Genomic DNA, 20,844 nt, shown 5'->3' with positions numbered 1-20,844 from the left:
GAACCATGGCTTGTCGTCCAGCGCGGTCGTCGCTCTACCGCGCGGAGATCGCGGATCGTGGCTGCCGGAAACGGCGACACCGTGGCGGTTATAGAATCCCGAGGGCTTCGAGCTGATCCAAAATTTCCGACACTCGTGTGTGAATCGATCTCATACAGGCGACGAGCGGCACATCGTCATCGGTATCGGGAACATTGACGACGACAGTCGCCACGAGTCGGTTGTTGTATGTGAGCTGAGATTGTGTGAACCCAGGGCGAAGCTTCAAACGGAAATGCTTGAAAACAGCTCCCGGCACGAGTTCGTGGACTGCCAGTCCTGGAATATCCACGACTTCGTAGTCATCCGATGGTGCGAAAATCAGCTCGGTCCTGAACGAGTTGGTGACGAGCACTCGGCGGTGCGCGTCACGGTCGGCGAGTTCGCGGAGAAGTCCGAGTGGGTGATGTGTCGGCTGCGGATCGTTATATGGCTGATGGCGGAGAATTATGGCTGTGGTTGTGGCGTCGAATATCTCCTGAACGCATATCTCCTCACCCCTGCTGTCCGTGCTGCTCAGCAAGATCGGGAAATGCTCCGCGTGCGGGTAGACGGCGTGGTCGAGTGCGGCCCTCGAGTTGGTGAGCGCGTCACCGGTGATCAGTCCCCACTCGTCGGGCACCTCGGATACGCTCACCGCGGCTACCTGGCAATCGATCTCGTTCTCGTATTCCTGGCTCGGGGAAAGGTCGACTCGGACTTCGACCTGGTTCGCGTTCTGGTATTCCGAGATCATGCGTTCGAGGTCATTGATGTGGTGTCCCGCGCGAGCAAGCTTGTGCCGTGCGCTTGCGATGCCGGTGACACCGTTCATAACGTTGAGCATACCGATCGGTCTGACGGGGCGGCTTGGTTATTCGGCGAACGGGGACATCCGGATCATGGCCAGGAAACCCGCCCTGTTGAGCCAATGAATCCGGCCTTTCGGCATCGCCTTCGCTTCCGCTCGGAAGGCGGCGACGACATGCCGTGCGAACTCCAGTCGCGGGTGCCGCCGCAGCAGTTCGGCGACCCACTCGCGGTCCAGTTCAGCCAGTCGCGTCCCGAGTACGTCCACCGAGGCTCCCGCGGAGACGAAGCCGCCGGGGTCGCCGAGATCGTCGGCGACCCCGGGCGTGATGTGGGCGGCGATGGCCGCGCCGATCGCTTCGGCCCGTTCCGGCGGCGCGCCCGCGCCCAGTGCGACGGCGGCCGCCCGTTCGCCGCCGACCACGGCGAAACACCGTCCGGGCGTGGGATGTTCGAGTTGCAGGTCGTGCAGTAGGCAGGAGACGTAGACGAGCTCGTCGTCGTAGGCGGCGCCGTCGAGATCCGCCAGGACCCGTCCGAAGTAGTAGGTCCGCAGCGAATGGTTCAGCACGTGCGGCGACAGCGACTCCCGCGCCTCGGTCTCCGCCGCGACGGCGAGCTGGGAGTCGGGTAACCGCAGGCCGGCGAACTCCAGCCGCCCGCGTCCCCGCCTGCCCAGTGCCAGCCGGAGCCGGTTGGGCGCCATGGCGGGCAGCGTGCGGGCGGTCGCGACGGCCAACGCGCGGCGTTGCTCTTTCGACAGAGCGCCCCCGGTGCGGGTGGCCCATGCCCAGTCGAGGCCCGTCGGTGCGGCCACGATTCCTCCTTCTGGTCGGAACTCGGTGTGCACTGAAGTCAAGCGTGTGTCCGGATCCGCGGCGAGTGGCGGAAATGACAGTATTGCTCGGATTCGTGCCAAACTGGGGACGATGAAGCAAGTCGTGGCGCTCGCGCTGGACGGGGTGATGGCCTTCGACCTGGCCTGTGCTGTTCAGGCGTTCCGGCACGGGCCGGGCAAGACCGGCGAGCCGTCCGGGTTCGAGATGCGGACCTGTGGGGTGCGTCCCGGTCCGGTGTGGACACCCAACGGCTTCGAATTGCGCGTGGAGCACGGGCTGGAAGCGTTGGCGGAAGCCGATGTCGTCGTCGTGCCCGGCATCGGTATCCCGACGCTGCCCACCCCACGGGAGGCGCTCGTCGCATTGCGCGGCGCGGCCGCGCGGGGCGCGACCATGGTGAGCATCTGCGTCGGCGCGTTCGTCCTGGCCGAGGCCGGGCTGCTGGACGGACGACGCGTGACTACGCACTGGGCCTATTGCGACGAGTTCGCCGAGCTGTATCCGGCGGTGCGTTTGGACCCGACGGCCCTCTACGTCGATGACGGTGAAGTGCTGACCTCGGCCGGGCTGTCGGCGGGTCTCGATCTGTGCCTGCACATCGTCCGCCGCGAGCTGGGCGCGCACGCGGCGGCGGAGCTGGCCAGGTGGAACGTCACCGCGCCGCACCGGGAAGGCGGTCAGGCGCAATACATTCCGGACGCACCCGCCGCGCGTACCGATGGCGGTCTCGCCGCGACGCTGGCCTGGGCGGTGGCGGAACCAGTTGCGGCGGTCGATGTTTCGGCGCTGGCCGCGCACGCGCTGATGAGCGAGCGGACCTTCATCCGCCGTTTCAAGGCGCAAGTCGGCACCACGCCGCGGCGGTGGCTGGATGCCCAGCGCACCGCACGGGCGCGCGAGCTTCTGGAAACCACGCGTTTGCCAGTGGAAGTCGTCGCGGTAAAGGCCGGGTTCGGCAGCGTCACCGCGCTCCGGGCGCACCTGCGTGCGGCGACGGGCGCGACACCGGCCGCGTATCGCCGGTCGCTGGGCCGGTGAACGCACCGGGGTGAAGTGCCTGGTACGGCGAATAACCTTGCGGGGGAGATGTTTCGGTTGTGCCGACCTCGGCGCTCGGGAGTCGGGCGGTCGGATCGGTGTCCCGCGTCACACTCTAGTTCGCGAAATTCCCACGGACCGATCGGTTTAGCCGGATGGGAAAGGGGGTAATGATCTTGTCGAGAGATTTCGTGTATTCGTAACCTATGCTTGGCGTGTTCTTCCTTCCGCATCACCCAGTCGGATTACTGGCGGTTAACTGATCGACTGAACGACTTCCCTACCGATATCGGACCCGCGATGCCGCGGCGCACGGCGAGATCGACGCGAGAGGTGGATGGAGCATGGCCGATCCGGAGATGACGATGTCGGTTGCCCCGATGGTGGCCGAATTCGAGTTCGAGACCGTGAGCACCCCGCTGCGCCGGGCCGCGGGACGGCTGCGCGCGGTGCTGCCGCCCGGGTGGCGCGTCGAGATCGTCGACGCACCACCCCGGCGTTACGGCAACCGTGCTCCGCTGCTGCGTGTGGTCATGCCACCGGAGTGATCAGCCGGTCCAGCCGAGCGGCATGAGCAGGGACTTCTGCTCGCAGAACGAATCGAGACCCTCCGGGCCGTTCTCGCGGCCGAGTCCGGAGGCTTTGTAACCGCCGAACGGCGAACTCGGATCGAACGCGTACCAATTGATCGCGAAGGTGCCGGTGCGCACCCGCGCCGCGATCTCGGCGCCGTGTTCGATATCGGTCGTCCACACCGAGCCCGCGAGACCGTAGACCGAGTCGTTGGCGATGGCCACGGCCTCGTCCTCGGTCTCGTACGGGATGACCGAAAGCACCGGTCCGAAGATCTCCTCTTGGGCGATGGTCGACTTGTTGTCCACGTCGGCGAAGATCGTCGGCTCGACGAACCAGCCCCGGTCCAGCCCCTCCGGGCGACCGCCGCCGAGCACGAGTCGCGCTCCCTCGGCCTTGCCCTTGGCGATGTAGCCCTCGACCCGATCGCGCTGGCGTTCGGAGATCAGCGGACCCAGCTGCACGCTCGGGTCGTTCGGGTCGCCCACCTTCATCGTCTTCACGTGTTCGACCAGCGCGTCGAGAATCTCGTCGTACCGGCTGCGCGGGGCGAGGATGCGGGTCTGCGCGACACAGCCCTGCCCGCTGTTCATCAGGCCGGAGAACGCGAGCACCGGGATATTGGCCGCGACGTCCATGTCGGGCAGCAGGATCGCCGCCGACTTGCCGCCGAGTTCGAGCGAGACGCTCTTGAGCTGACCGGTGGCGATGGCGCCGATCTTGCGGCCGACCGCGGTGCTTCCGGTGAAGGTCACCTTGTCCACGCCGGGGTGCGAGACGAGGTACTCGGCCGCGTCGGGCTCGGCGGGCAGCACCGAGAGCACGCCTTCGGGCAGGCCCGCCTCGGTGAAGATGTCGGCGACCAGGTTCGCCGTGAGCGGAGTCAGCGGGGCGGGCTTGAGCACGATGGTGCAACCGGCCAGCAGGGCGGGCGCGAGCTTGTTGACCGCGAGGAACAGAGGGACGTTCCACGCGGTCACCGCCGCGACGACACCGCGCGGCTCGCGGGTGACCCGAGTGGTGCCGAACCCGCCCACCCGGGTCTCCGACCACGGGAAGGACTCCGCCAGGGCCGCGTAGGCGTCCAGTGCGGCGACCGCGGGCAGCTGGTTCAGCGTCATCGCGATCATTTGCGGCGCGCCGACCTCGGCGGTCAGCGCGGCGAGCAGATCGGCGGAACGCTGTTCGATCAGCCGGGCGGCGCGGGTGAGTACCTCGGCTCGCTCCTTCGGGGGCGTGGCGGGCCACGGTCCGTGATCGAAGGCGTGCCTGGCCGCGGCGACCGCGGCGTCGACATCCGCCCGGCTCACCGCGGGGACGCTGCCCACCGGCTCGACCGTGGCCGGCGAGATGACCTGGATGCGCTCGGCGGTGGCTGGCGCGGTCCAGCGGCCGCCGATGAACAAGCTGTCGTAGTGCATGAGAACACGTTACAGTTTTGCCCCCGCATTGTCTGTAACCTGTTCCAGTTTTCCGGCGCGGCGACGCCCTGGCCGGTGTGAATCCCGACCTCTCGGTTCGCTTTTCGCAGAACGCACTATTGCGTTCTGTTGCTGGAAGGGGGATGCTGTATCGACATATCAGCTCGCTCCATTACCGAATCGTTACCGCAAACTGGGGAGTCCGAGTCATGGCGGTGCAAGTGATCGGCCGGTCGCTGATGACCAGTGATCAAACCGAGCATCAGGCTAAGAGTGTCGGCAGCGGCGGGTGGGTGGTCTCGTTCCTACCCGGACGCACCCTGACAATCGAGCAGGCGACGGCGGCTATGCAGGCCGCGGAGGCGGTCGCCGCCGTAGGGATGCTGGCCGACCTGGTCGGGCTCACCACGCTCGAGACCGTCGGGTTGGCTATGCGCGAATCGCCGTGGAGCGAGCCCGTGCACGCTCCCTGTGGGAAGCGGCACTGGCGTCGCGGATGGCTGGAGCCGTACTTCGGCTAACTTTTGGTTGCCACCACGACCAGATTGCTCACAAGTAACTCGCGCACCATCGGCACCCGGATCAACCACCACGCCCAGCGGGGGTGGTAGCGCGGGAAGACCGTGTGAACCTCCGCCGGAGTACGTGCCGCCCAGCGCAATCCGTCAGCGGCCCGCACCGCGAACAGCGACGTGCCGAACCTGTTCTTGGGTTCGCGCCCGTGCTTGCGCCGATACCGCCGGGCGGCGTACTCGCCACCGAGGTAGTGCCACGGCCCGGTCTCGTGGCCGCCGAACGGGCCGTGCCACACCGTGTAGGAGAGCACCATCAGCCCGCCCGGCCTGGTCACCCGCACCATCTCGTCGGCCATCACCCACGGCTTCGAGACATGTTCGGCGACGTTCGACGAGAAACAGATGTCGACCGCGTCGTCGCGGAACGGCAGCGCCATCCCGGACCCGCGGACCGCGCCCGCCACGGAAAGGCCCGCGGCGTGCATCTCCGTCGGGTCGGGCTCCACCGGAATGTAGCGAGCCCCCGTACGGGCGAACTCGTCCGCGAAGTAGCCCGGACCGCCGCCGACGTCGAGTATCGTCGCCCCGTCCAGCGACCGGCCGGTGAGATCGGCGTAGAAGTCGGCGATCAGCGCCGCGCTGTCGGCGGCCAGATTTCCGTAGAACAGGGCCGGGTCGGTCTGCTCGAACCGGAAACTGCCGAGCAGTCGCAGCGACCGGCGCAGGGTCGCCCGGCGGGCGAACCGAGGCGAACTCCTGCGTGTCGGCGTCTTCGCGGCTTTGAGCACGGCGCCGAGTCTCGCACAACCCGGATGCCGGCCTGCTCGGGCGGGTGCTCGGGATAGGGTGTAGCGCGACGTCCGACATTCCCACCGGGACCTACTGACCGAGAGAAGCTCCACCGTGCGCGAAGTCCTCCTGCTCTGCTGGCGCGACACCGGGCACCCACAGGGCGGCGGCAGCGAGCGGTACCTCGAGCAGGTCGGCGCGCAGCTCGCGGCGCGCGGGGTTCGAGTCACCCTCCGTACCGCCCGCTATCCGGGGGCGCCGCGGCGCGAACGCGTCGACGGCATCACCATCAGCAGGGCGGGCGGACGCTACACGGTGTACCCGCGAGCGCTGGCCGCGCTCCTGCTCGGCAGGATCGGTCTCGGCCCGTTGCGCGGCGTGCGGCCGGACGCGGTGATCGACACCCAGAACGGCATACCGTTCTTCGCCACCGCCGTCACCGCGGCCCCGTCGGTGGTGCTGGTGCACCACGGTCACCGGGAACAGTGGCCGGTCGCGGGCCGGCTGGTCGGCCGCGTCGGCTGGTGGATCGAGTCGTGGCTGTCGCCCCGCGTGCACCGCCGCAATCAATACCTGACCGTTTCCCTGCCGTCGGCGGAAGAGCTGGCCACCCTCGGTGTGGACCGTTCCCGAATCGCGGTGGTTCGCAACGGGGCCGAACCTGTTCCAGTGGACGCACCCACCGGCGCCGCGGAAACCCGCACTCCCACACCAACTGTCGTGGTGCTGTCCCGGCTGGTGCCGCACAAGCAGATCGAGGACGCGCTCGCGGCCGTGGCCCGGCTGCGTGACCGCATCCCGGGTCTGCGCCTCGACGTGATCGGCGGCGGCTGGTGGGCGGACAACTTGCGGGACAACGCCCGCGAACTCGGTATCGCCGACGCCGTCACCTTCCACGGGCACGTGGACGAGCGCCGCAAGCACGAACTCCTCGCGCGCGCCTGGGTGCACGTGCTGCCTTCCCGGAAGGAGGGGTGGGGGCTCGCGGTGATCGAGGCGGCCCAGCACGGTGTTCCGACGGTCGGCTATCGCAGCTCGCGCGGGCTCACCGATTCCATCGTGGACGGCGCCACCGGAATCCTGGTCGACGACGTCGCCCAGTTGGCCGACGCCGTCGGCGACCTGCTGGACGATCCCGGCGCACGCACGGTCATGGGGGAGAAGGCCCGCGCCCGCGCGCGCGAATTCTCTTGGGAGCAAACCGGAAACGGAGTCTACGAAGTATTGGCGGCGGCCGCCCGCGGCGAGCACACGAGCGGGTTGATCGCGCCGCGGACGGTGGACTGAGTTGTCGCCGCCGGGCGGGGACGAGGCGGCACGGTAGCCGGTTCATGCCGGAGAAGCCCACAGCGCGTTGGGCCAGGGGTGCGCTGTCCGAAGTACGTCGAGCACTTCGGGGAGTTCGGTGACGCCGTCGTCGGCGAGGAAGTGGCCCGCACCGGGGATCGTTCGCGCGCTGACACCGAGGAGGGCGGCGAGGCGGTCGGTGTGCGCGGTGGGGACGCACTCGTCCGCGTCGGAGCGGAAAACGGTCAGCCGGGTCACATGCGCGGGGATCGCCCTCACGTCGCAGCCGGATGCGATGTAGCCGTCGAGGTCGGGCAGCGCGGGTAGCGGGTCGAGGAAGCCCGCGACCAGTACCAGGTGGCCGAGCCGCCACCGGCCGGGAAGCGCCGCGAGGTAGCGCAGGACGGTCAGGCAGCCGAGGCTGTGTGCGATCACGGTGGTGCCCTCGTCGGGAGTGCCGACGGCCCTCGCGGTGGCGGCGAGCCACGCGTCCGGATCGGGATCACCGGGGTCGGGCATGGCGGGGACGTGTGCCGGGATGCCCACGGCTGCGAGGCGGTCGGCGAGCCAAGGGAACCAGTGGTCGCCGGGCGTCGCGTGGTAGCCGTGGATGACAACGGTGCGGGTGGGTGTTGGTCGTGAGGTCACGGTGCCCGATGGTAGGAGTTCACGTCGGCGTGAAGGTCAAGCTGAGGAGGACGAGTGCTCATCGGGGAACTCGCGGAACGCACCGGGGTGAGTGCGCGCGCCCTGCGGCACTACGAGGAGAAAGAGCTGCTGGTGCCCGAGCGTGACGCGAACGGATACCGGCATTACGCCGAGTCCGCCGTCGCCGTGGTCGCGCAGATTCGGGTCATGCTCGGAGCGGGGCTGAACGCCGCTGCCATCCGGCGGTACCTGGACTGTGTGCGCGACGGCGAGCACGGCCTCAGCGTCGACATGTGCCCCGGCCTGCGGGACGAGCTCGACCGCATCGCCGCGCGACTCACCGCGCAGCAGACGGCGCTGGAGGCGACGCGGCGCAGGCTGGACGCGCTGCGGAGCGCGTGACGGCGAGCGCCGTGATCAGTTCCGCGGTCTCCTCCGGGATCGGACTCGTGTGCCGAGGGCGATCAGTGGGCCTGCGATGAGCAATGCGGCCCAGAGCACGTGGGCCGCGATGGCGATGGAGCGTTGCGTGGTTGTCGATGCACCGCGCTCGATGACATCGGGCACGCGATACAGCGCGAGGGCGGTGTCCTCGTAGACCTGTTCGACCTGGGCGAGAGTGGACGCCGATGCGCCGAGCGGGCCCGGAGTGGTCCGTTCGACGAGAATCCAGCCCACGCCGAGGCGGGCCAGGTCGGCAGGTGCGCCACCGTGGAGCAGCAGTTTCTCCACTTCTCTGGCGCGGGCGCCCTCACCGGAGACCGTACGTCCGCGCACCGGCAACTCGCCGGTCTGCAAGACGTCGTTGGGCAGCATGCGCGGGGCGGGGTCGAGTACGGGGGACGCGCCGCTGTAGCGGAACTTGCGGAACATGCCGCCCGGCAGCACCGCGACGTCGCCCGGACCGTCCATTCGTTCGGCGACCTGTTGCCAACCCGGGGGATAGTGCACCGGACGCACGGCCCCGCCGACACCCCAGGCGAGGTCGTAGAGCGGCAAAACGATCAGCGCCGCGAACACCGCTGTGACGGCTGCCATCGTGGCTGGGGACGTCCTCGCGGGTCGCGTTGTCGGGTACGTCGTCTCGGGTCGGGCCGTTGTCAGGTCCGACGTTGTCGGGTACGTAATCGCGGGCCGCTCCATTGCCGAGTCCGTGTCCGCGCGGAGCAGACGCCGGGCCGTCGCCGCGCAACCAGCCGCCGCGCACAGAGCGAAAGCGGGCATGGCCAGGGCCGCGTACTTCTGGGTGTCACGCAGCAGACCCGCGCCGGGCACGTGGGCGACCAGCCACTCCATGGTGTGCATGCCCCACGCGGTCGCGCCGAGCGCGGGGAACAGGATCGCGATGGCCGCGAGCAACAGCAATGCCCGGCGGACGTGGCGGTTGTCGGGGTCGGCCCCGCCGGTCGCCACGGAGCGAAGGCCCAGCGCGACGATCGCCAGCAGCACCAGGGTGGCGATCGCGGCCAGCGGCGTGGTGCGTGAGTCCGGCACCGCATCGGCGTTCCAGATCCCGCCGAGACCGGCCAGGCTCCCGAGCGTGCCGAGGCCGGGTTCGGCCCGCGCGGCGAACGCGGCGATGCCCGCGGGATCGGAGGGTTCCGCACCGGCACCGGACAGCACGGTCGCGACCAGCCACGGCGCGGAAGCGGCGAGCCAGAGCACGAGCGTCCCTGGCAGTTGGCGTCGATGCACCAGCGCGATCGCGGTTGCGCCCGCGAGCAGCGCGCCGGTCGGGGTGAGCCCGGCCGCGGCGAGCGATCCGGCGAGGGCCGCCCACGCGGATGCCGTTCGGATGATCGCGCGCCGTGCCGCTGTGCCGCCGCGTCGGCGTCGGCGTCGCTTCACGGTGGCCGCTGATCGGAGGTGGTAGGCGGTCAGCGCTGTCCACGGCAACGCCGCGTAGCCAGCGAGCAGGCTCCAGTGCCCCTGGAGCAGGCGTTCGGCCACGTACGGATTCCACAACGCGACTGTCGCGGCGATCAGCTGCGGGCCGAGCGACGCGCGCAGCAGTTCGCGCGCGAGCGCAGCAGCTCCGTACCCCGCAGCCCAGAGCGCACAGAGCAGGATCGCCTTGACCACCAGCCCGCCGTCCCCGAACGACGACAACGCGGCGAGCAGAGCGTCCTGCGGCACCGCCCGCGGCGCGGCATCGCCGAGACCGAGCGCCGCGTCGGTCGGATAGCTGCGCGGCGTGCTCACCGCATCCCGCAACAGCAGATACCCCGGCGCGAGCAACGGCCCGGCGACGAGCAACGCCACGGCCGCGCTGTACGCCGCGACCACCGCTCGAGTCCGACCGCTCCCGCTCACGCCTGAGCACTGTACGTCCCGGCCACCACCGCCGCCGATCCAGCGGCGTCGGCGCGGAAATGTCACGGCTGAACCCGGGGGGACCGCGGGGGTGCTGTGTACCAGCGCCGTCGCAGCCGGGCCGTACTCCGGTATCAGCTGGCGGGCGCACCGTCTGATCTGGGGTGATGTGCTGCCGCGAGGATGACGAGGACCAGGGTGCGTGCTGTGTGGTCGCGAGCCTGTCGAGGCCGAAGACTGTCGGGACGCCGGCGAGCGCATTGCCTGTCCCATGGTCCGGCGGGGCGCGACGGGCGGTGGTCCGTGCGAGTGGGACGATGGGCGTCGTGTCTGCTGTCCGTCGGTTTCCTGTGGTGGCGGATCTGACGTGGGTGACGGCCGGTGCGATGACCGCGAACGTCGCCGGGTATCTGCTGCAACTGCTGGCCGGGCGGTGGTTGGGCGTCACCGGGTACAGCGAGTTCGCGAGTCTGCTCGCCGTCCAGCTGCTGTGCGCGGTGCCCGCGCTGGCGTTGCAGAACGTGGTGGCCAGGGAACTCGTTCGCGGCGCGGGAACGGCGGCGCTGCGCGGGCTGCAGTGGCGCTGCGCGGTGATCGTCGCCCTGGTGGCCGCGGTGCTGGTGCCGCTGGTCGCCGTCACGTTGCACGCCGGAGTGGCCGCCACCGCGGCGGCACTGGGCGCGGCGCCCGCGCTGGTGCTGTTGTCCGGCGAGCAGGGCGTGCTGCAGGGCAGCAAGCGGTTTCGGGCGCTGGGAGTCGTGCTCGGCGCCGCCGGGGTCGCCCGGGTCGCGCCCGCGCTGATAATCCTCGCGCTGGGCGGCGGCGCGACGATCGCGCTGTGGGCCGCCGCATGCGGCATCGCGACGGCGGCAGTGCTGGCCAGGATCGTCGCAGGTGCGCCGTCCGAGCGCGCCCGAAACGAACCCGGCGAGGTCTCCGCGCCCGGAGTGCTGCCGGTCCTGCGGGCCGCCCAAGTGCAGGCGGCGATGATGGCTCTCTCGTCGGCGGACCTGATCGTGGTCCGGATCGTGCTCGACGACGTGGACGCCAGCCGTTACGCCCTTGGCACCATCGCCACGAAGATCGCCTTCTGGCTGCCGCAGGCGGTCGGTGTCGTGCTCTATCCGCGAATGGCGCAGCCGACGCACTCGGCGAGCGCGATCCGGGCCGCGCTTGCGGTGCTCAGCGGCATCGGTCTCGTCGCCGTGCTCGGGGCCGCGCTGGCCGCGCCGCTCGCCCCGCTGCTCGCGGGTGAGGACTACGCCCCGATCCAGGGCCTGCTGTGGTTGTTCGCGTTGCACGGCGCGCTGCTGGCCGTGCTGCAAGGCGCGGTGCTCTCGGCCATCGCCGTCGACCGCACTTCCCTCGCACTGGTCACCTGGCTCGGCCTGGTCGTCGAAGTCACCCTGATGCTGTCGCTGGCCCGCTCGATTCCGGCGCTGATCACCATGGCGGTATCGGTCGCGGCCACCACCACCGTCGTGGTCGCCGTCATGGTCCTGCGCGCGGCCGACCACACGGCGCGCCCCGAACCGCTGCGCCCGGTCGGCTGACCGAAACGAATTCGGCTCCCCCGCCGGAGGGCGGGGGAGCCGAATTCAGGAACGCTCAGCCGGTCAGGGCTGCTTATCGATCCGAATCTGTTCGGTCGGCGCGTCGTCGGCGCCGCGGTTGACGCGCGGGGCCGGGCTGGTCGGAGCCGAACCGCCCGGACGCTGGAACGGGGCCCCGCCCGCCCGCGCGGGCGTCGGAGCCGAGCCGCCGCGAATGCCGAGAACCACACCGACGATCAGCGCGATCACACCGAGGACGCCCAGGATGATCGGCAGGATCCGGCCGTACAGCGACAGCTTGTCGATGTTCTCCTTGGCCACCGACAGCTGCGACTCGATCGTGTTCTCGTCGAACACCAGGTGCGACTTCAGCGCGGTGACCTCCGGCTTGTCCGCGGTGCGCGAGTAGTAGAGGTGCAGCGCCTCGCCGCCCTTGACGACCGTGCCGGTCTGCGGCTCCACCCACAGGTCACGGGTGTTGGTGTAGTAGCGGGTCATGGTCACCGGGGCATCGCCGCCCTCGACGCCCCACTTGGCGGCGGGCAGGCTCAGCCGGTTGGTCGGCGCCTGCACGACGTCCCAGAGGCTGGTGGCGGGCACCGACATCTGGAAGTGGTAGACCTTCGTGTTGTTGATCTCGGTCTCTTCGATGAAGTTCGCGTCGAAGGTCTTGCGAACGTTGAGATCGAAGTACGGGTAGGTCTTCTTCTCGGTGCCGATCGGGAATCGGTACTGCAGACCGGTGTGCTGCACCGGCTCCGCGATGCTCTGGCCCTCCAGGTTCGCGGTCACCGCGATCGAACCGTTCGGCTGGGTGCTGACGGGCTCACCGGTCACCCGGTCGATGGTCACCCGGTCGACGGTCGCGGTGAGCAGGCCGGTGTCGCCCTGCTTGTCGATGCGCCGCAGCGTCTGGCCCGCCTGCACCGTCATCTGGTGGGCGTCGGCCGGGTCCTCGACGGTGAGGAAGCGCTGCGAGACCAGCGGGACGTTGGTGTCGACCTTCGCCGAGCCTTCCGGAGCGGTCAGCGACTTGGAGTCGAGTACCAGGCTGTCCTCATTCTGCTGGTTCGTCGCGATAGTGGTGATCTCCAAGTCGAGGGGAGTTTTCGCCAGTTTGTCGACGGTGTAGGTCGGGATCATGATTGCGGCGACGATCAGCAACGCGCCGAGACCCACGAGCAGGCAGGCCACCGTCCTTCTGGTACCGGCACTCAGTGCCATGCAAACTCTCCTCGTCGTAGAACACAGGTCGCTCCGGCGAGTACTGCGGGCACGCCGCGGCACTCGTGAGCCCCGACACTAACAGTCCGATGTCGTACCATGCGGCGTCGAGGCCGGAAACGGCCGAGAAATCGCCCGAGTCTAGCGCGAAATCTGAAACGTCGGGTTATCAACTGTGGACCCGCCGAGGCAGACTGGAGCCCGATGACCGCAACCCTGCCCAGCACCGCGCCCGCGACCGAACGGGTGCGCCCCCGCGCGTTCGTGCCCGCCTTGGAAGGCATGCGCGGTATGGCCGCGCTCGGTGTGCTGCTGACCCATGTCGCCTTCCAGACCGGCGCAGCGGGCACGCCGGTCGTCGGACGGGTGTGGGGCCGGTTCGACATGGCGGTGGCGGTGTTCTTCGCACTGTCCGGCTTCCTGCTCTGGCGTCCGCACGCGGCGGCGGCGCGCGGACTCGACAGCGCTCCGCCCGTGGGCTACTACCTGCGGCATCGTGCCGCCCGCATCCTGCCCGCGTACTGGGTGGTGGTGTGCGCGGTCCTGGTGCTGCTGCCAAGCGCCGCCGGAACCGCGGGCCTTCGGGTCTGGGTGTCGAACCTGGCGCTGTTGCAGGTATTCGTGCCGCTGACGCTCACCGACGGCCTTACGCAGATGTGGAGCCTCTCGGTGGAGGTGGCCTTCTATCTGGTGCTGCCGTTGCTGGCGTTCGCGCTGGTGCGCCTGCGCGGACCGGCGGCGCGGTGGCGGGTGCCGGTGCTGGTCGCCGTCGCCCTCATCAGTCTCGGCTGGAATTTCATTCCGGTCCCGACACCCGACGCGATCCACGCGGACAACTGGCTGCCCGGATATCTGCCCTGGTTCGCCGCGGGCATGCTCCTCGCGGAGCTCGCCGAACATAGCGTTCGGCTATCACGCTGGTGGAAATTCGGCGGGAATCAGCCCCTCATGTGGGCCGTCGCGGCGGTGGCCTTCCTGCTCGCGGCTACCGATCTGGCCGGTCCGGCGGGTCTGACCCGGGCCGAACCATGGCAGTACGCGGTGAAGATGGGGCTGGGCGCGATCATCGGCTTCGCGCTGCTCGCGCCGCTGGTGCTGCGGGACCCGGACGCGCGCGGGCACCGCTGGCTGGAGTCGCCGGTGGCCGCGACGCTCGGACGCTGGTCCTACGGCATCTTCATCTGGCACCTCGCGGTGCTGTCGATCGTCTTCCCTGTGTTCGGCATCCTGCCCTTCCAGGGCGACTTCGGTTACGTCCTTGTTCTCACGGTCGCCATCACCCTTCCGGTCGCCGCGGCCAGCTATGCGCTGGTGGAGGAGCCGGTGCGGCGCTGGGCTCGCCGCCGGGACCGGGTGCGACGGAGCTCCGAACCCGAGCCCGCGCCCTGATCGGCGGTCCCGCTCGAAGTCAGCCGTCGAGTTGCCGGTGGATGTCCATCAGGTGGTGGCGCAGCTCGTGCAGGGTGTGCACCGCCAGCCAGCGCAGGGAGCGATCCGCGGGTTCGGGGTAGGGGAAGCCGAGGGTGCGTTCCCAATCGTCGTCGCCGAGTCGTTCCAGCACGTTGGCGAACAGCAGGGCGGCGTCACGGATCTGGCGGGCCACGTCGGCGGGGTTCTGCTGGGCGTAGCCGTCGTGCTCGACTCGTTCGTCCCGGCCCATCGCGGTGATGGGCGGGTTGTCCGAACGGCGAGCGGCCAGCACGCGTTCGCGCTGGGCCAGCAGCACATCCCGGACGTGACAGGCGTACTCCAGCGGCGACCACACATCGGGCTTGCCGCGCTCGCGCAACTTGACGCTGTCGGTGCCGAGCAGGTCGGCGTATTCCACGGCGTGCTCCCGCGCCAGCGACGGCACGTCGGCCGCCGAAGCCAAGTCGTAGACGAAACCGCATTCGGCACAGGTGTTCACGCGTGGTCACGTTAGCAACGGGTGCCGTTGCGGCGCACGGCGAATGGGCGTCTTGTCCAGCGGCGCCGCCGCGCGTTCGCGCGGGCCGAGGTCGCCGGCCGGCGCGCGGGCCGAGGGTCAGTGTTCTCCGGTCGGCGGATCGGTTTCGTCCGGCCGGATGGCGCCGGGCCGATCGGCGTGTTTCGGCCGAGGCAGCGCCGCGATGCCCACCGCGATGATCGCGAGCACCGCGGGCAGCTGCACCAGCACGGAGCCGCCCATATAACGGTCGGGCGAACGCCACGGGCCCGTGGACAGCGCGGCAGCGGACAGCATGGTGCCCATGCCCGCGAGGACGACGAGCGCGCGCGGTGTGACAAATCGCGTGAAACGCGTTGCGGCCAAGGCGATCACCGTGGCGGCACCACCCACCGGACCTGCGATCACGGTGGCCGCGCCGGTGAGCCCGATCGCGCCCATCCAGCGACGGCCCCAGGTGCCGGGCACTTCGGTGCTCGAATTCGCCTGGTCGGTAGGCATACCCGCGGCAGGCCGCGCGCGGCGGGGAACGGCCAGCACCGCGAGCGGAAGGAGCAGCAGCAATCCGCCGAAGATGGCGAGGCGGTACCACCGGTCGACCGGGAAGGTGATCCTCACCGGGCCGGTGGCATCGGCAGGCAGCAGCCAGGCTTGCTGCCAGCCGTCGACCACCACGGGTTCGAGCACGCGCCCGTCCGCGCTGGTCGCACGCCATCCGACATTGGTGCTCAGCGGCAGCACGAGCAGGCGGTCGCCCGCGTTCGTCGGCGGTGCGGCGGCGGCTTCCGCCCCGGTTCGGTTCAGGCGCAGGCGATCCACGAAGAAGAGGTCGGTCGGACCGACCGCCACGTCGGCCCGGCCTTGCGGCAACGCGAGCTCCGGTGTGTCCGCTTCGTCCGTACACACCCGGGCGGGAACCGGCGCACCGGACCGCAATTCGCCGACGGTGGCGGTGACCGTGGTGCGCAGCGTCCGGCCGCCCGCGTCGATCGTCGGGCTGAGTGCGCACGGGACGGTGATCTCGCGGTCCAGCGCGGCGGCCTCCGGGTAGTCCGGTCCGATGACCGTCACCTCGGCCAGTCCGGGCGGCTGGGTCTGGACGAAACCCAGCGCGGTCTTGTCCAGCACCGGCCGCCAGGTCCGCATGCTCAACTCGATGCGGTCGGTCACCGTGGGATGCAGGGAGATCCGCGTCGGCGCGCCCCGGCCGTCGTCGTCCAGCTCGCGCACCTGCGGGCCGTCGCCGAGGTTGACCGTCACCGAGGTGGGTGCGGCGGGCAGACCGCCGAGCGAGGGAGTCAGTTCGAGGCCGGTCACCAGCGTGGGCTCGGGCAACTCGAGGGTGAGCGTCGGCCTGCCCGCGGTCGGCTCGCGGACCGAGTCCTCCGGTGCGGTCCAGCTCGTGCGCGGATCGCCGTCGGTCGCGGCGAATGCGGCCCCGCGCAGGTCGCCGACGTCGGCCTTGCCCCGGGCCACCGGCCTGGCGTGGTCGGTGAGCAGCGCCTCCAGTGCCGGACCTTGCCGGGTTCGGACGGTCAGTTCCGGGGCGACCGACATCGGTTCCGGGACGGTCAGCGTGCGCTGGAACGCCCCCGGTTCCTCCGGGGCCAAGGCGAGACCTTTACTGCAACGCACCCGGTCGGGCGCGTCGAAACAGGCACTGCGGCCGGGGAATTCCTGACCGAGATCCCATCCCCGCACCGGTGCGCCCGCGGGAGCCGACGGCACCACGGTGCGATGCCTGATGTCGACGCGGACGGGCGCGTTGCGCGTCGAGTAATCGTCCAGCGTGAGTTCGCTGATCCCGAATTGCCCTCCCGAGGAACCGTTCTCGGTGCGAATCGCGGTGATCTTCAGCCACTCGGTGCGGCCTGCGGGGAGCGAAACCGAGACCGGCGCACCGGGTTCGGGCACCCGCACCGAAACGGTGCCGTTCGCGGTGCGCACCTCGATCCATTTGACCGGGTCGCCGATGGCGGCCGAACTGGTGGTCAGGTTCAGTTGCCCGGCCTTGATCGGGTGGTCGAGATCGAGCCGGAGCCATTGGCCGAGGGCGTGCTCGGTGCCGTTGCTGATCCATGCGGTGGACGGATCGCCGTCGACGACGGCCGCGGTGGAACTTCCCGGGGCCGCGCCGCCGAGCTGGGTGGCGTCGGCCGCCGAGCTCGACGCGGTGACGGTGGCGCCCGACCACTCGCCGCGCACCAATTCGGTGCCTGGCACCGGATAGTCGGGGACCAGGTTGAAGGTGCGGCGCGCGTCGTCGGGTGCGCGCAACGCGGAGTTGTGGTTGTCCACCCGGCCGAAATCGGCTTCGCGATCCATCGGCGTATCCGTGACCGTCACCGGGCCGAGCGGCAACCCGGCCTCGGTCGCGTCGGCGGCGAGCAAGGCGGGTGTCCGGGCGAGGCCGGGATCGCGGCGCATCCGCTCGAGCACTTCGGGGCCGCCCTGGATGACCGGGAAGTCTCCGAGCGGGACGGTGTACGCGCCGGGGAACGCCTCGGGCGCGCCGGTGCCGCTACGCACTTCCGCGGGTGTCCCGTGGCCCGGCGCGTCCACCCGGTAGATCTCGATCGCCGGGTACGGCGGGCGCAGGTCACCGTCGGCCACCAGGTCGTCGGCGATCACCACCGATTCGATGGGGTTGCCGAACTCGGCCACCTTGTGCAGCCCGGGCGACCCGTCGAGCGCCTGATGGGCCAGCATCGGCCGGGTCGAGCGGGAGGTCTCCGGATCGAGGTCGTTGCGCAGGACGACGACGCCGATCCCTTGGGCGCTCAGCGTCGCGGCCAGTCCGGCCGATGGCCTGCCGTCGGCGATGAGCCGCTGCACCGAATCCATCGCGCGGATGGTGCCGGGCGGGTTCAGCGGCACCGCGTCGCGGATCGCCCACGGCGTTCGGGCCAGCGCTTGCAGTGGTTCGTCGCGCGTGAGTCCCCAGACCTGACTGCCGAAGGGCGCGCCTGGCACCACCAGGGCGCGCGTATCGGCGGCGTTGTGCTCGAGCCAGTCCGCGGTCTGCTGCCAGTACGCGGGTACCCGGTCGTAGGCGCCGCGCGGGGCGAGTTTGCCGGTCCAGGCCAGCGAGGTGGACAGGGCCAGCGCGGTGAGGATCAGCGCCGCGATCGCGACCGCGCGGTCCCGCTCCGGGTGCGCGAAAGCGCTCCGCCAAGACTTCAGCGGTACCGAGGCGGGCAGCGGAACCCGGGCGAGCAGCTGCGCCAGCCCCAGCACGAGCGGGATGCGGATCAGCGGCTCCAGCTTGTGCACGTTGCGCAGCGGGGCGCCGCCGGAGTCCAGGAAGACGCGCACCGACTCCGCGAACGGTCCGCTCAGTTCACCGACGAACCCGGCGCTGATGCCGACCAGCCCGACACACAGGATCAGGACGAGCCTGCCGCGATACGGCATGGACCGCAGGGCCAGCCCCGCCATGCCCGCCGCCGCGACCAGCCCGGTGGCCAGCACCGCCGCGGGCTGGGTGACCAGCACCGCGCCCGCGATCCGTTCCGGCGAGACGAACGGCGTCCAGCTGTCGGTGCCGCGCAGCACCTCGCCGAGCGAGGCCCACTGCGTGGTCACGCCCGAGGACTCGATGTAGTCCAGGAACGGCGGACTTACCTTGCCGAGCAGCAGCAACGGCACCGCCCACCAGAAGGTGGCCAGCACCAGCAGCGGGATCCAGGCGGCGGTGAAGCGCCACCAACGCTGGTTGTAGCGAGAGAAGCCCGCTCGGGCGCCGTCGGACGCAGTCCGTCCACGGCCGGTCGCAGGCGAAGCAGCCGCCCACCACAGCAGCGCAGGCAAAAAGGCGGCCACGGTCGCGACCGCGTTGACCGAGCCCATCAGAGCCAGCGCCAGCGCACTGCCCGCGGCGGACTCGGCCCCGCCCCGCCGCCGCTCGCGCCCGGCGACGCCGAGCGCGGCGGGCGCGAGCAGCACCCACGGCGCCAGCATCATCGGCAGCGTCTCCGAGGAGATCGACCCGACGGTGGTCAGCACCCGCGGCGACAACGCGAAGGCGAGCGCGGCGACGACGCGTGAGCCGCGCGTGCCGATGCCGAGCGCCTCGCACAGGCGCACGATCCCCCAGAATCCGGCGAGCAGCAGCAGCGCCCACCAGATCCGCTGCGTCACCCAGGCGGGCACGCCCAGCAGATGGCCGAGCGAGAAGAACGCGCCGTGCGGGAAGAAGTAGCCATAGGCCTGGTTCTGCACCTGACCCATCGGCGCCTGGCTGCTCCACAGATGGCTCGCGCGTTCCAGGAAGCCGAGCGGATTCTGCGCCAGGTCGTATTTCGTGTCGGCGACCGTGAGTCCGGGCGCCTGCACGAAGGTCAGCAGGAACGCCACGACGACGGTCGCGGCGAACCAACGTCTGCCCAGCGGCGCGGTGCTGTGCTGCCCCGGCGCCGCGGACGATCCGAGCGAGTCGGCGGGTGAAGCGGAGGTCAGCGGGTCAGCGGCTGCCGTACTCAACGTTGTTCAGCAGCGAGGAGTCCTTGTCGCCGCTGCGATCGATCTCCGGCCGCGAGTTCTGCTGGACCGCCATGGTGATGAGGAAGACGCTGAGCACGCCCAGCACGGCGCCCGCGACGGCACTCGCAACACCCGGGACAGCAAACTTCATCGCGGTACTCCAATACGTCGATGCAGGCACGTTCCCGGCCAACCTAGCAGGGCGTCCGGTATTTGTATGCGTTCAGGCCGCCGAATCTCCGCTGAACGCGCCCCGGCCGACGCTGGAGCGCCCGACGGACTGCCCGGAAAGCGGCCGCGTCAGCGGGCGGGGAGAGCGCAGTGCAGCGCGCCGAGCAGGGTGCGCAGTTTCGCGGTGGTCTCGTCGAGTTCCGCCTGCGGGTCGGAGGCCGCGACGATGCCGCCGCCCGCGTACGCCCGCACCGCGCGACCGTCGGCCGAGAGTTCCGCGCAGCGGATCGCGACCACCCAGGCGCCGTCGCCGTCGGCGTCGCACCAGCCGACGGCGCCGCCGTAGAAGCCGCGGTCGTCCTCGAGGTGCGTGATGGTGTCCAGCGCCAGGTCGGTGGGGGTGCCGCAGACCGCGGGCGTTGGGTGCAGCAGCAGCGCCAGGTCCAATGCCGTGATCGTGCTGTCGCGCAGCCGCCCGGTGACGGGTGTCGCCAGATGCCACACCTCATGGGTGCTGATCAGTTCCGGGCTCTCCGGAATCGACAGCTCGGCGCAGATTGGCGCGAGCCGCTCGCGGATCCAGTCGATCACGAAGGCGTGCTCGTCCCGATTCTTGGTGCTCGCCAGCAGTTCCCCGGCCTGAGCGGCGTCGGCTTCCGGATCGGCTCGCCGTGGCGCGGTGCCCGCCAGTGGGCGCAGCGTCACCGTGTCGCCCTGCCGGGCGATCAGCACTTCGGGCGTCGCGCCGACCAGCGTCGCACCGGGGCGTCCGGCGGGGGTGAGATCGACCGCGAAGACATTCGCGTGCGGATGCCGGGTCAGCAGGTGTCCCGCGACGACTTCCGGGTCGAGCGCGGACTGCGCCTCGGCCAGCACCGACCGCGCCGCGACCACCTTGCGCAGCGGTTGCGCGGGATCGTTGAGCTGCTCGACCAACTTGGTCACCCGCGCCACATGTTCGGCCGGGCTCGGGACCTCCGTCAGCACGCGCACCGGCGGCAGCTCGGGCAACGCGGCGGGCCGCCATGGACCAGCGGTGTGCACGGCGCGCTCCGGCACGCTCAGCGCGGCAGGCTCCCGTGGATCGAAGGGCAGCGCGCCGACGACCAGCCGCGCACTGCCGTCCAGCAGCGCCGCCCGCGCTCGTCGCGCGTCGTCGAAGCAGACCCGGGTCCCGTGACCACGAACAACCCCGTCGGCCCGGGCAAGCAGGAACCCATCCATGCCCCCAACGTA

18 protein-coding genes are annotated in these 20,844 nt (G+C 70.3%); 7 read left to right on the top strand and 11 right to left on the bottom strand.

All coding sequences use genetic code 11. The features are described from left to right. Positions 1-88: 88 nt before the first annotated feature. Both ABZ824_RS10355 and ABZ824_RS10350 read right to left on the bottom strand, forming a co-directional pair. Positions 89-853, bottom strand: coding sequence for a hypothetical protein (locus tag ABZ824_RS10355; protein WP_356962982.1), 765 nt, complete (start codon positions 851-853; stop codon positions 89-91). 39 nt (positions 854-892) lie between these two features. Further along, entirely contained in the window at positions 893-1,645 is a 753-nt protein-coding gene (locus ABZ824_RS10350; protein ID WP_356962981.1) for a phosphohydrolase, read from the bottom strand. Positions 1,646-1,748: 103 nt separating this feature from the next. Here ABZ824_RS10350 and ABZ824_RS10345 point away from each other — a divergent pair, with 103 nt between their 5' ends. Next, positions 1,749-2,705: a helix-turn-helix domain-containing protein gene (locus tag ABZ824_RS10345; protein WP_356963482.1), complete on the top strand. Its 957-nt coding sequence runs from the start codon at positions 1,749-1,751 to the stop codon at positions 2,703-2,705. Between the two features lie 344 nt (positions 2,706-3,049). Next, positions 3,050-3,253: a hypothetical protein gene (locus tag ABZ824_RS10340; RefSeq protein ID WP_356962979.1), complete on the top strand. Its 204-nt coding sequence runs from the start codon at positions 3,050-3,052 to the stop codon at positions 3,251-3,253. On the opposite strand, the gene ABZ824_RS10335 is transcribed toward ABZ824_RS10340, so the two are convergent. Beyond that, positions 3,254-4,699 (bottom strand): aldehyde dehydrogenase, encoded by a 1,446-nt coding sequence (locus ABZ824_RS10335; protein WP_356962978.1) that lies wholly within the window; start codon positions 4,697-4,699, stop codon positions 3,254-3,256. A gap of 209 nt (positions 4,700-4,908) precedes the next feature. On the opposite strand from ABZ824_RS10335, the gene ABZ824_RS10330 reads away from it, so the two are divergent. Continuing rightward, on the top strand, positions 4,909-5,220 hold the full coding sequence (locus ABZ824_RS10330; protein ID WP_355071348.1) for a hypothetical protein: 312 nt from the start codon (positions 4,909-4,911) through the stop codon (positions 5,218-5,220). On the opposite strand, the gene ABZ824_RS10325 is transcribed toward ABZ824_RS10330, so the two are convergent. Further along, the gene (locus ABZ824_RS10325) at positions 5,217-6,002 is read right to left on the bottom strand and encodes a class I SAM-dependent methyltransferase (protein WP_356962976.1); all 786 of its coding nucleotides are present in this window, start codon (positions 6,000-6,002) and stop codon (positions 5,217-5,219) included. The genes ABZ824_RS10330 and ABZ824_RS10325 overlap by 4 nt on opposite strands. 115 nt (positions 6,003-6,117) lie before the next feature. On the opposite strand from ABZ824_RS10325, the gene ABZ824_RS10320 reads away from it, so the two are divergent. Next, on the top strand, positions 6,118-7,290 hold the full coding sequence (locus tag ABZ824_RS10320) for a glycosyltransferase family 4 protein (protein ID WP_356962975.1): 1,173 nt from the start codon (positions 6,118-6,120) through the stop codon (positions 7,288-7,290). 42 nt (positions 7,291-7,332) lie between these two features. Here the strand turns inward: ABZ824_RS10320 and ABZ824_RS10315 are convergent, their stop codons facing one another. Then, complete coding sequence (locus tag ABZ824_RS10315) at positions 7,333-7,938, bottom strand: alpha/beta hydrolase (protein ID WP_356962973.1); 606 nt, start codon at positions 7,936-7,938, stop codon at positions 7,333-7,335. Positions 7,939-7,992: 54 nt separating this feature from the next. On the opposite strand from ABZ824_RS10315, the gene ABZ824_RS10310 reads away from it, so the two are divergent. Next, the gene (locus ABZ824_RS10310; protein ID WP_356962971.1) at positions 7,993-8,340 is read left to right on the top strand and encodes a MerR family transcriptional regulator; all 348 of its coding nucleotides are present in this window, start codon (positions 7,993-7,995) and stop codon (positions 8,338-8,340) included. 15 nt (positions 8,341-8,355) lie between these two features. Here the strand turns inward: ABZ824_RS10310 and ABZ824_RS10305 are convergent, their stop codons facing one another. After that, positions 8,356-10,251: a hypothetical protein gene (locus tag ABZ824_RS10305; protein ID WP_356962970.1), complete on the bottom strand. Its 1,896-nt coding sequence runs from the start codon at positions 10,249-10,251 to the stop codon at positions 8,356-8,358. A 317-nt stretch (positions 10,252-10,568) separates the two neighbouring features. Here ABZ824_RS10305 and ABZ824_RS10300 point away from each other — a divergent pair, with 317 nt between their 5' ends. Continuing rightward, positions 10,569-11,804, top strand: coding sequence for a polysaccharide biosynthesis protein (locus ABZ824_RS10300; RefSeq protein ID WP_356962968.1), 1,236 nt, complete (start codon positions 10,569-10,571; stop codon positions 11,802-11,804). 63 nt (positions 11,805-11,867) lie between these two features. On the opposite strand, the gene ABZ824_RS10295 is transcribed toward ABZ824_RS10300, so the two are convergent. Then, complete coding sequence (locus ABZ824_RS10295; RefSeq protein ID WP_355071356.1) at positions 11,868-13,028, bottom strand: DUF3068 domain-containing protein; 1,161 nt, start codon at positions 13,026-13,028, stop codon at positions 11,868-11,870. Between the two features lie 204 nt (positions 13,029-13,232). Here ABZ824_RS10295 and ABZ824_RS10290 point away from each other — a divergent pair, with 204 nt between their 5' ends. Continuing rightward, on the top strand, positions 13,233-14,417 hold the full coding sequence (locus tag ABZ824_RS10290) for an acyltransferase (protein ID WP_356962966.1): 1,185 nt from the start codon (positions 13,233-13,235) through the stop codon (positions 14,415-14,417). Positions 14,418-14,436: 19 nt separating this feature from the next. Here ABZ824_RS10290 and ABZ824_RS10285 read toward each other — a convergent pair whose 3' ends face one another. The 4 genes from ABZ824_RS10285 to ABZ824_RS10270 form a co-directional block, all read right to left on the bottom strand. Beyond that, entirely contained in the window at positions 14,437-14,883 is a 447-nt protein-coding gene (locus ABZ824_RS10285) for a DinB family protein (RefSeq protein WP_356963481.1), read from the bottom strand. A 171-nt stretch (positions 14,884-15,054) separates the two neighbouring features. Next, complete coding sequence (locus ABZ824_RS10280; protein ID WP_356963480.1) at positions 15,055-19,344, bottom strand: alpha-(1->3)-arabinofuranosyltransferase; 4,290 nt, start codon at positions 19,342-19,344, stop codon at positions 15,055-15,057. A gap of 73 nt (positions 19,345-19,417) precedes the next feature. Further along, positions 19,418-19,588, bottom strand: a complete 171-nt coding sequence (locus tag ABZ824_RS10275; protein WP_083880942.1) for a DUF2613 domain-containing protein — start codon at positions 19,586-19,588, stop codon at positions 19,418-19,420. 149 nt (positions 19,589-19,737) lie between these two features. Then, on the bottom strand, positions 19,738-20,832 hold the full coding sequence (locus ABZ824_RS10270) for an isochorismate synthase (protein WP_356962964.1): 1,095 nt from the start codon (positions 20,830-20,832) through the stop codon (positions 19,738-19,740). Positions 20,833-20,844 lie beyond the last annotated feature (12 nt).

Source organism: Nocardia sp. NPDC047038 (genome assembly GCF_040644075.1).
GTDB classification, from domain to species: domain Bacteria; phylum Actinomycetota; class Actinomycetes; order Mycobacteriales; family Mycobacteriaceae; genus Nocardia; species Nocardia sichangensis.
The sequence above is the reverse complement of the archived record's forward strand: the minus strand, read 5'-3'. Positions and strand labels throughout refer to the sequence as shown.

Bases quoted from the DNA above. Each gene is read 5' to 3' on its own strand.
- ABZ824_RS10275 (WP_083880942.1), bottom strand. From the start codon at position 19,588: ATGAAGTTTGCTGTCCCGGGTGTTGCGAGTGCCGTCGCGGGCGCCGTG.
- ABZ824_RS10270 (WP_356962964.1), bottom strand. From the start codon at position 20,832: ATGGATGGGTTCCTGCTTGCCCGGGCCGACGGGGTTGTTCGTGGTCAC.
- ABZ824_RS10295 (WP_355071356.1), bottom strand. From the start codon at position 13,028: ATGGCACTGAGTGCCGGTACCAGAAGGACGGTGGCCTGCCTGCTCGTG.
- ABZ824_RS10300 (WP_356962968.1), top strand. From the start codon at position 10,569: ATGGGCGTCGTGTCTGCTGTCCGTCGGTTTCCTGTGGTGGCGGATCTG.
- ABZ824_RS10290 (WP_356962966.1), top strand. From the start codon at position 13,233: ATGACCGCAACCCTGCCCAGCACCGCGCCCGCGACCGAACGGGTGCGC.
- ABZ824_RS10340 (WP_356962979.1), top strand. From the start codon at position 3,050: ATGGCCGATCCGGAGATGACGATGTCGGTTGCCCCGATGGTGGCCGAA.
- ABZ824_RS10355 (WP_356962982.1), bottom strand. From the start codon at position 853: ATGAACGGTGTCACCGGCATCGCAAGCGCACGGCACAAGCTTGCTCGC.
- ABZ824_RS10330 (WP_355071348.1), top strand. From the start codon at position 4,909: ATGGCGGTGCAAGTGATCGGCCGGTCGCTGATGACCAGTGATCAAACC.
- ABZ824_RS10335 (WP_356962978.1), bottom strand. From the start codon at position 4,699: ATGCACTACGACAGCTTGTTCATCGGCGGCCGCTGGACCGCGCCAGCC.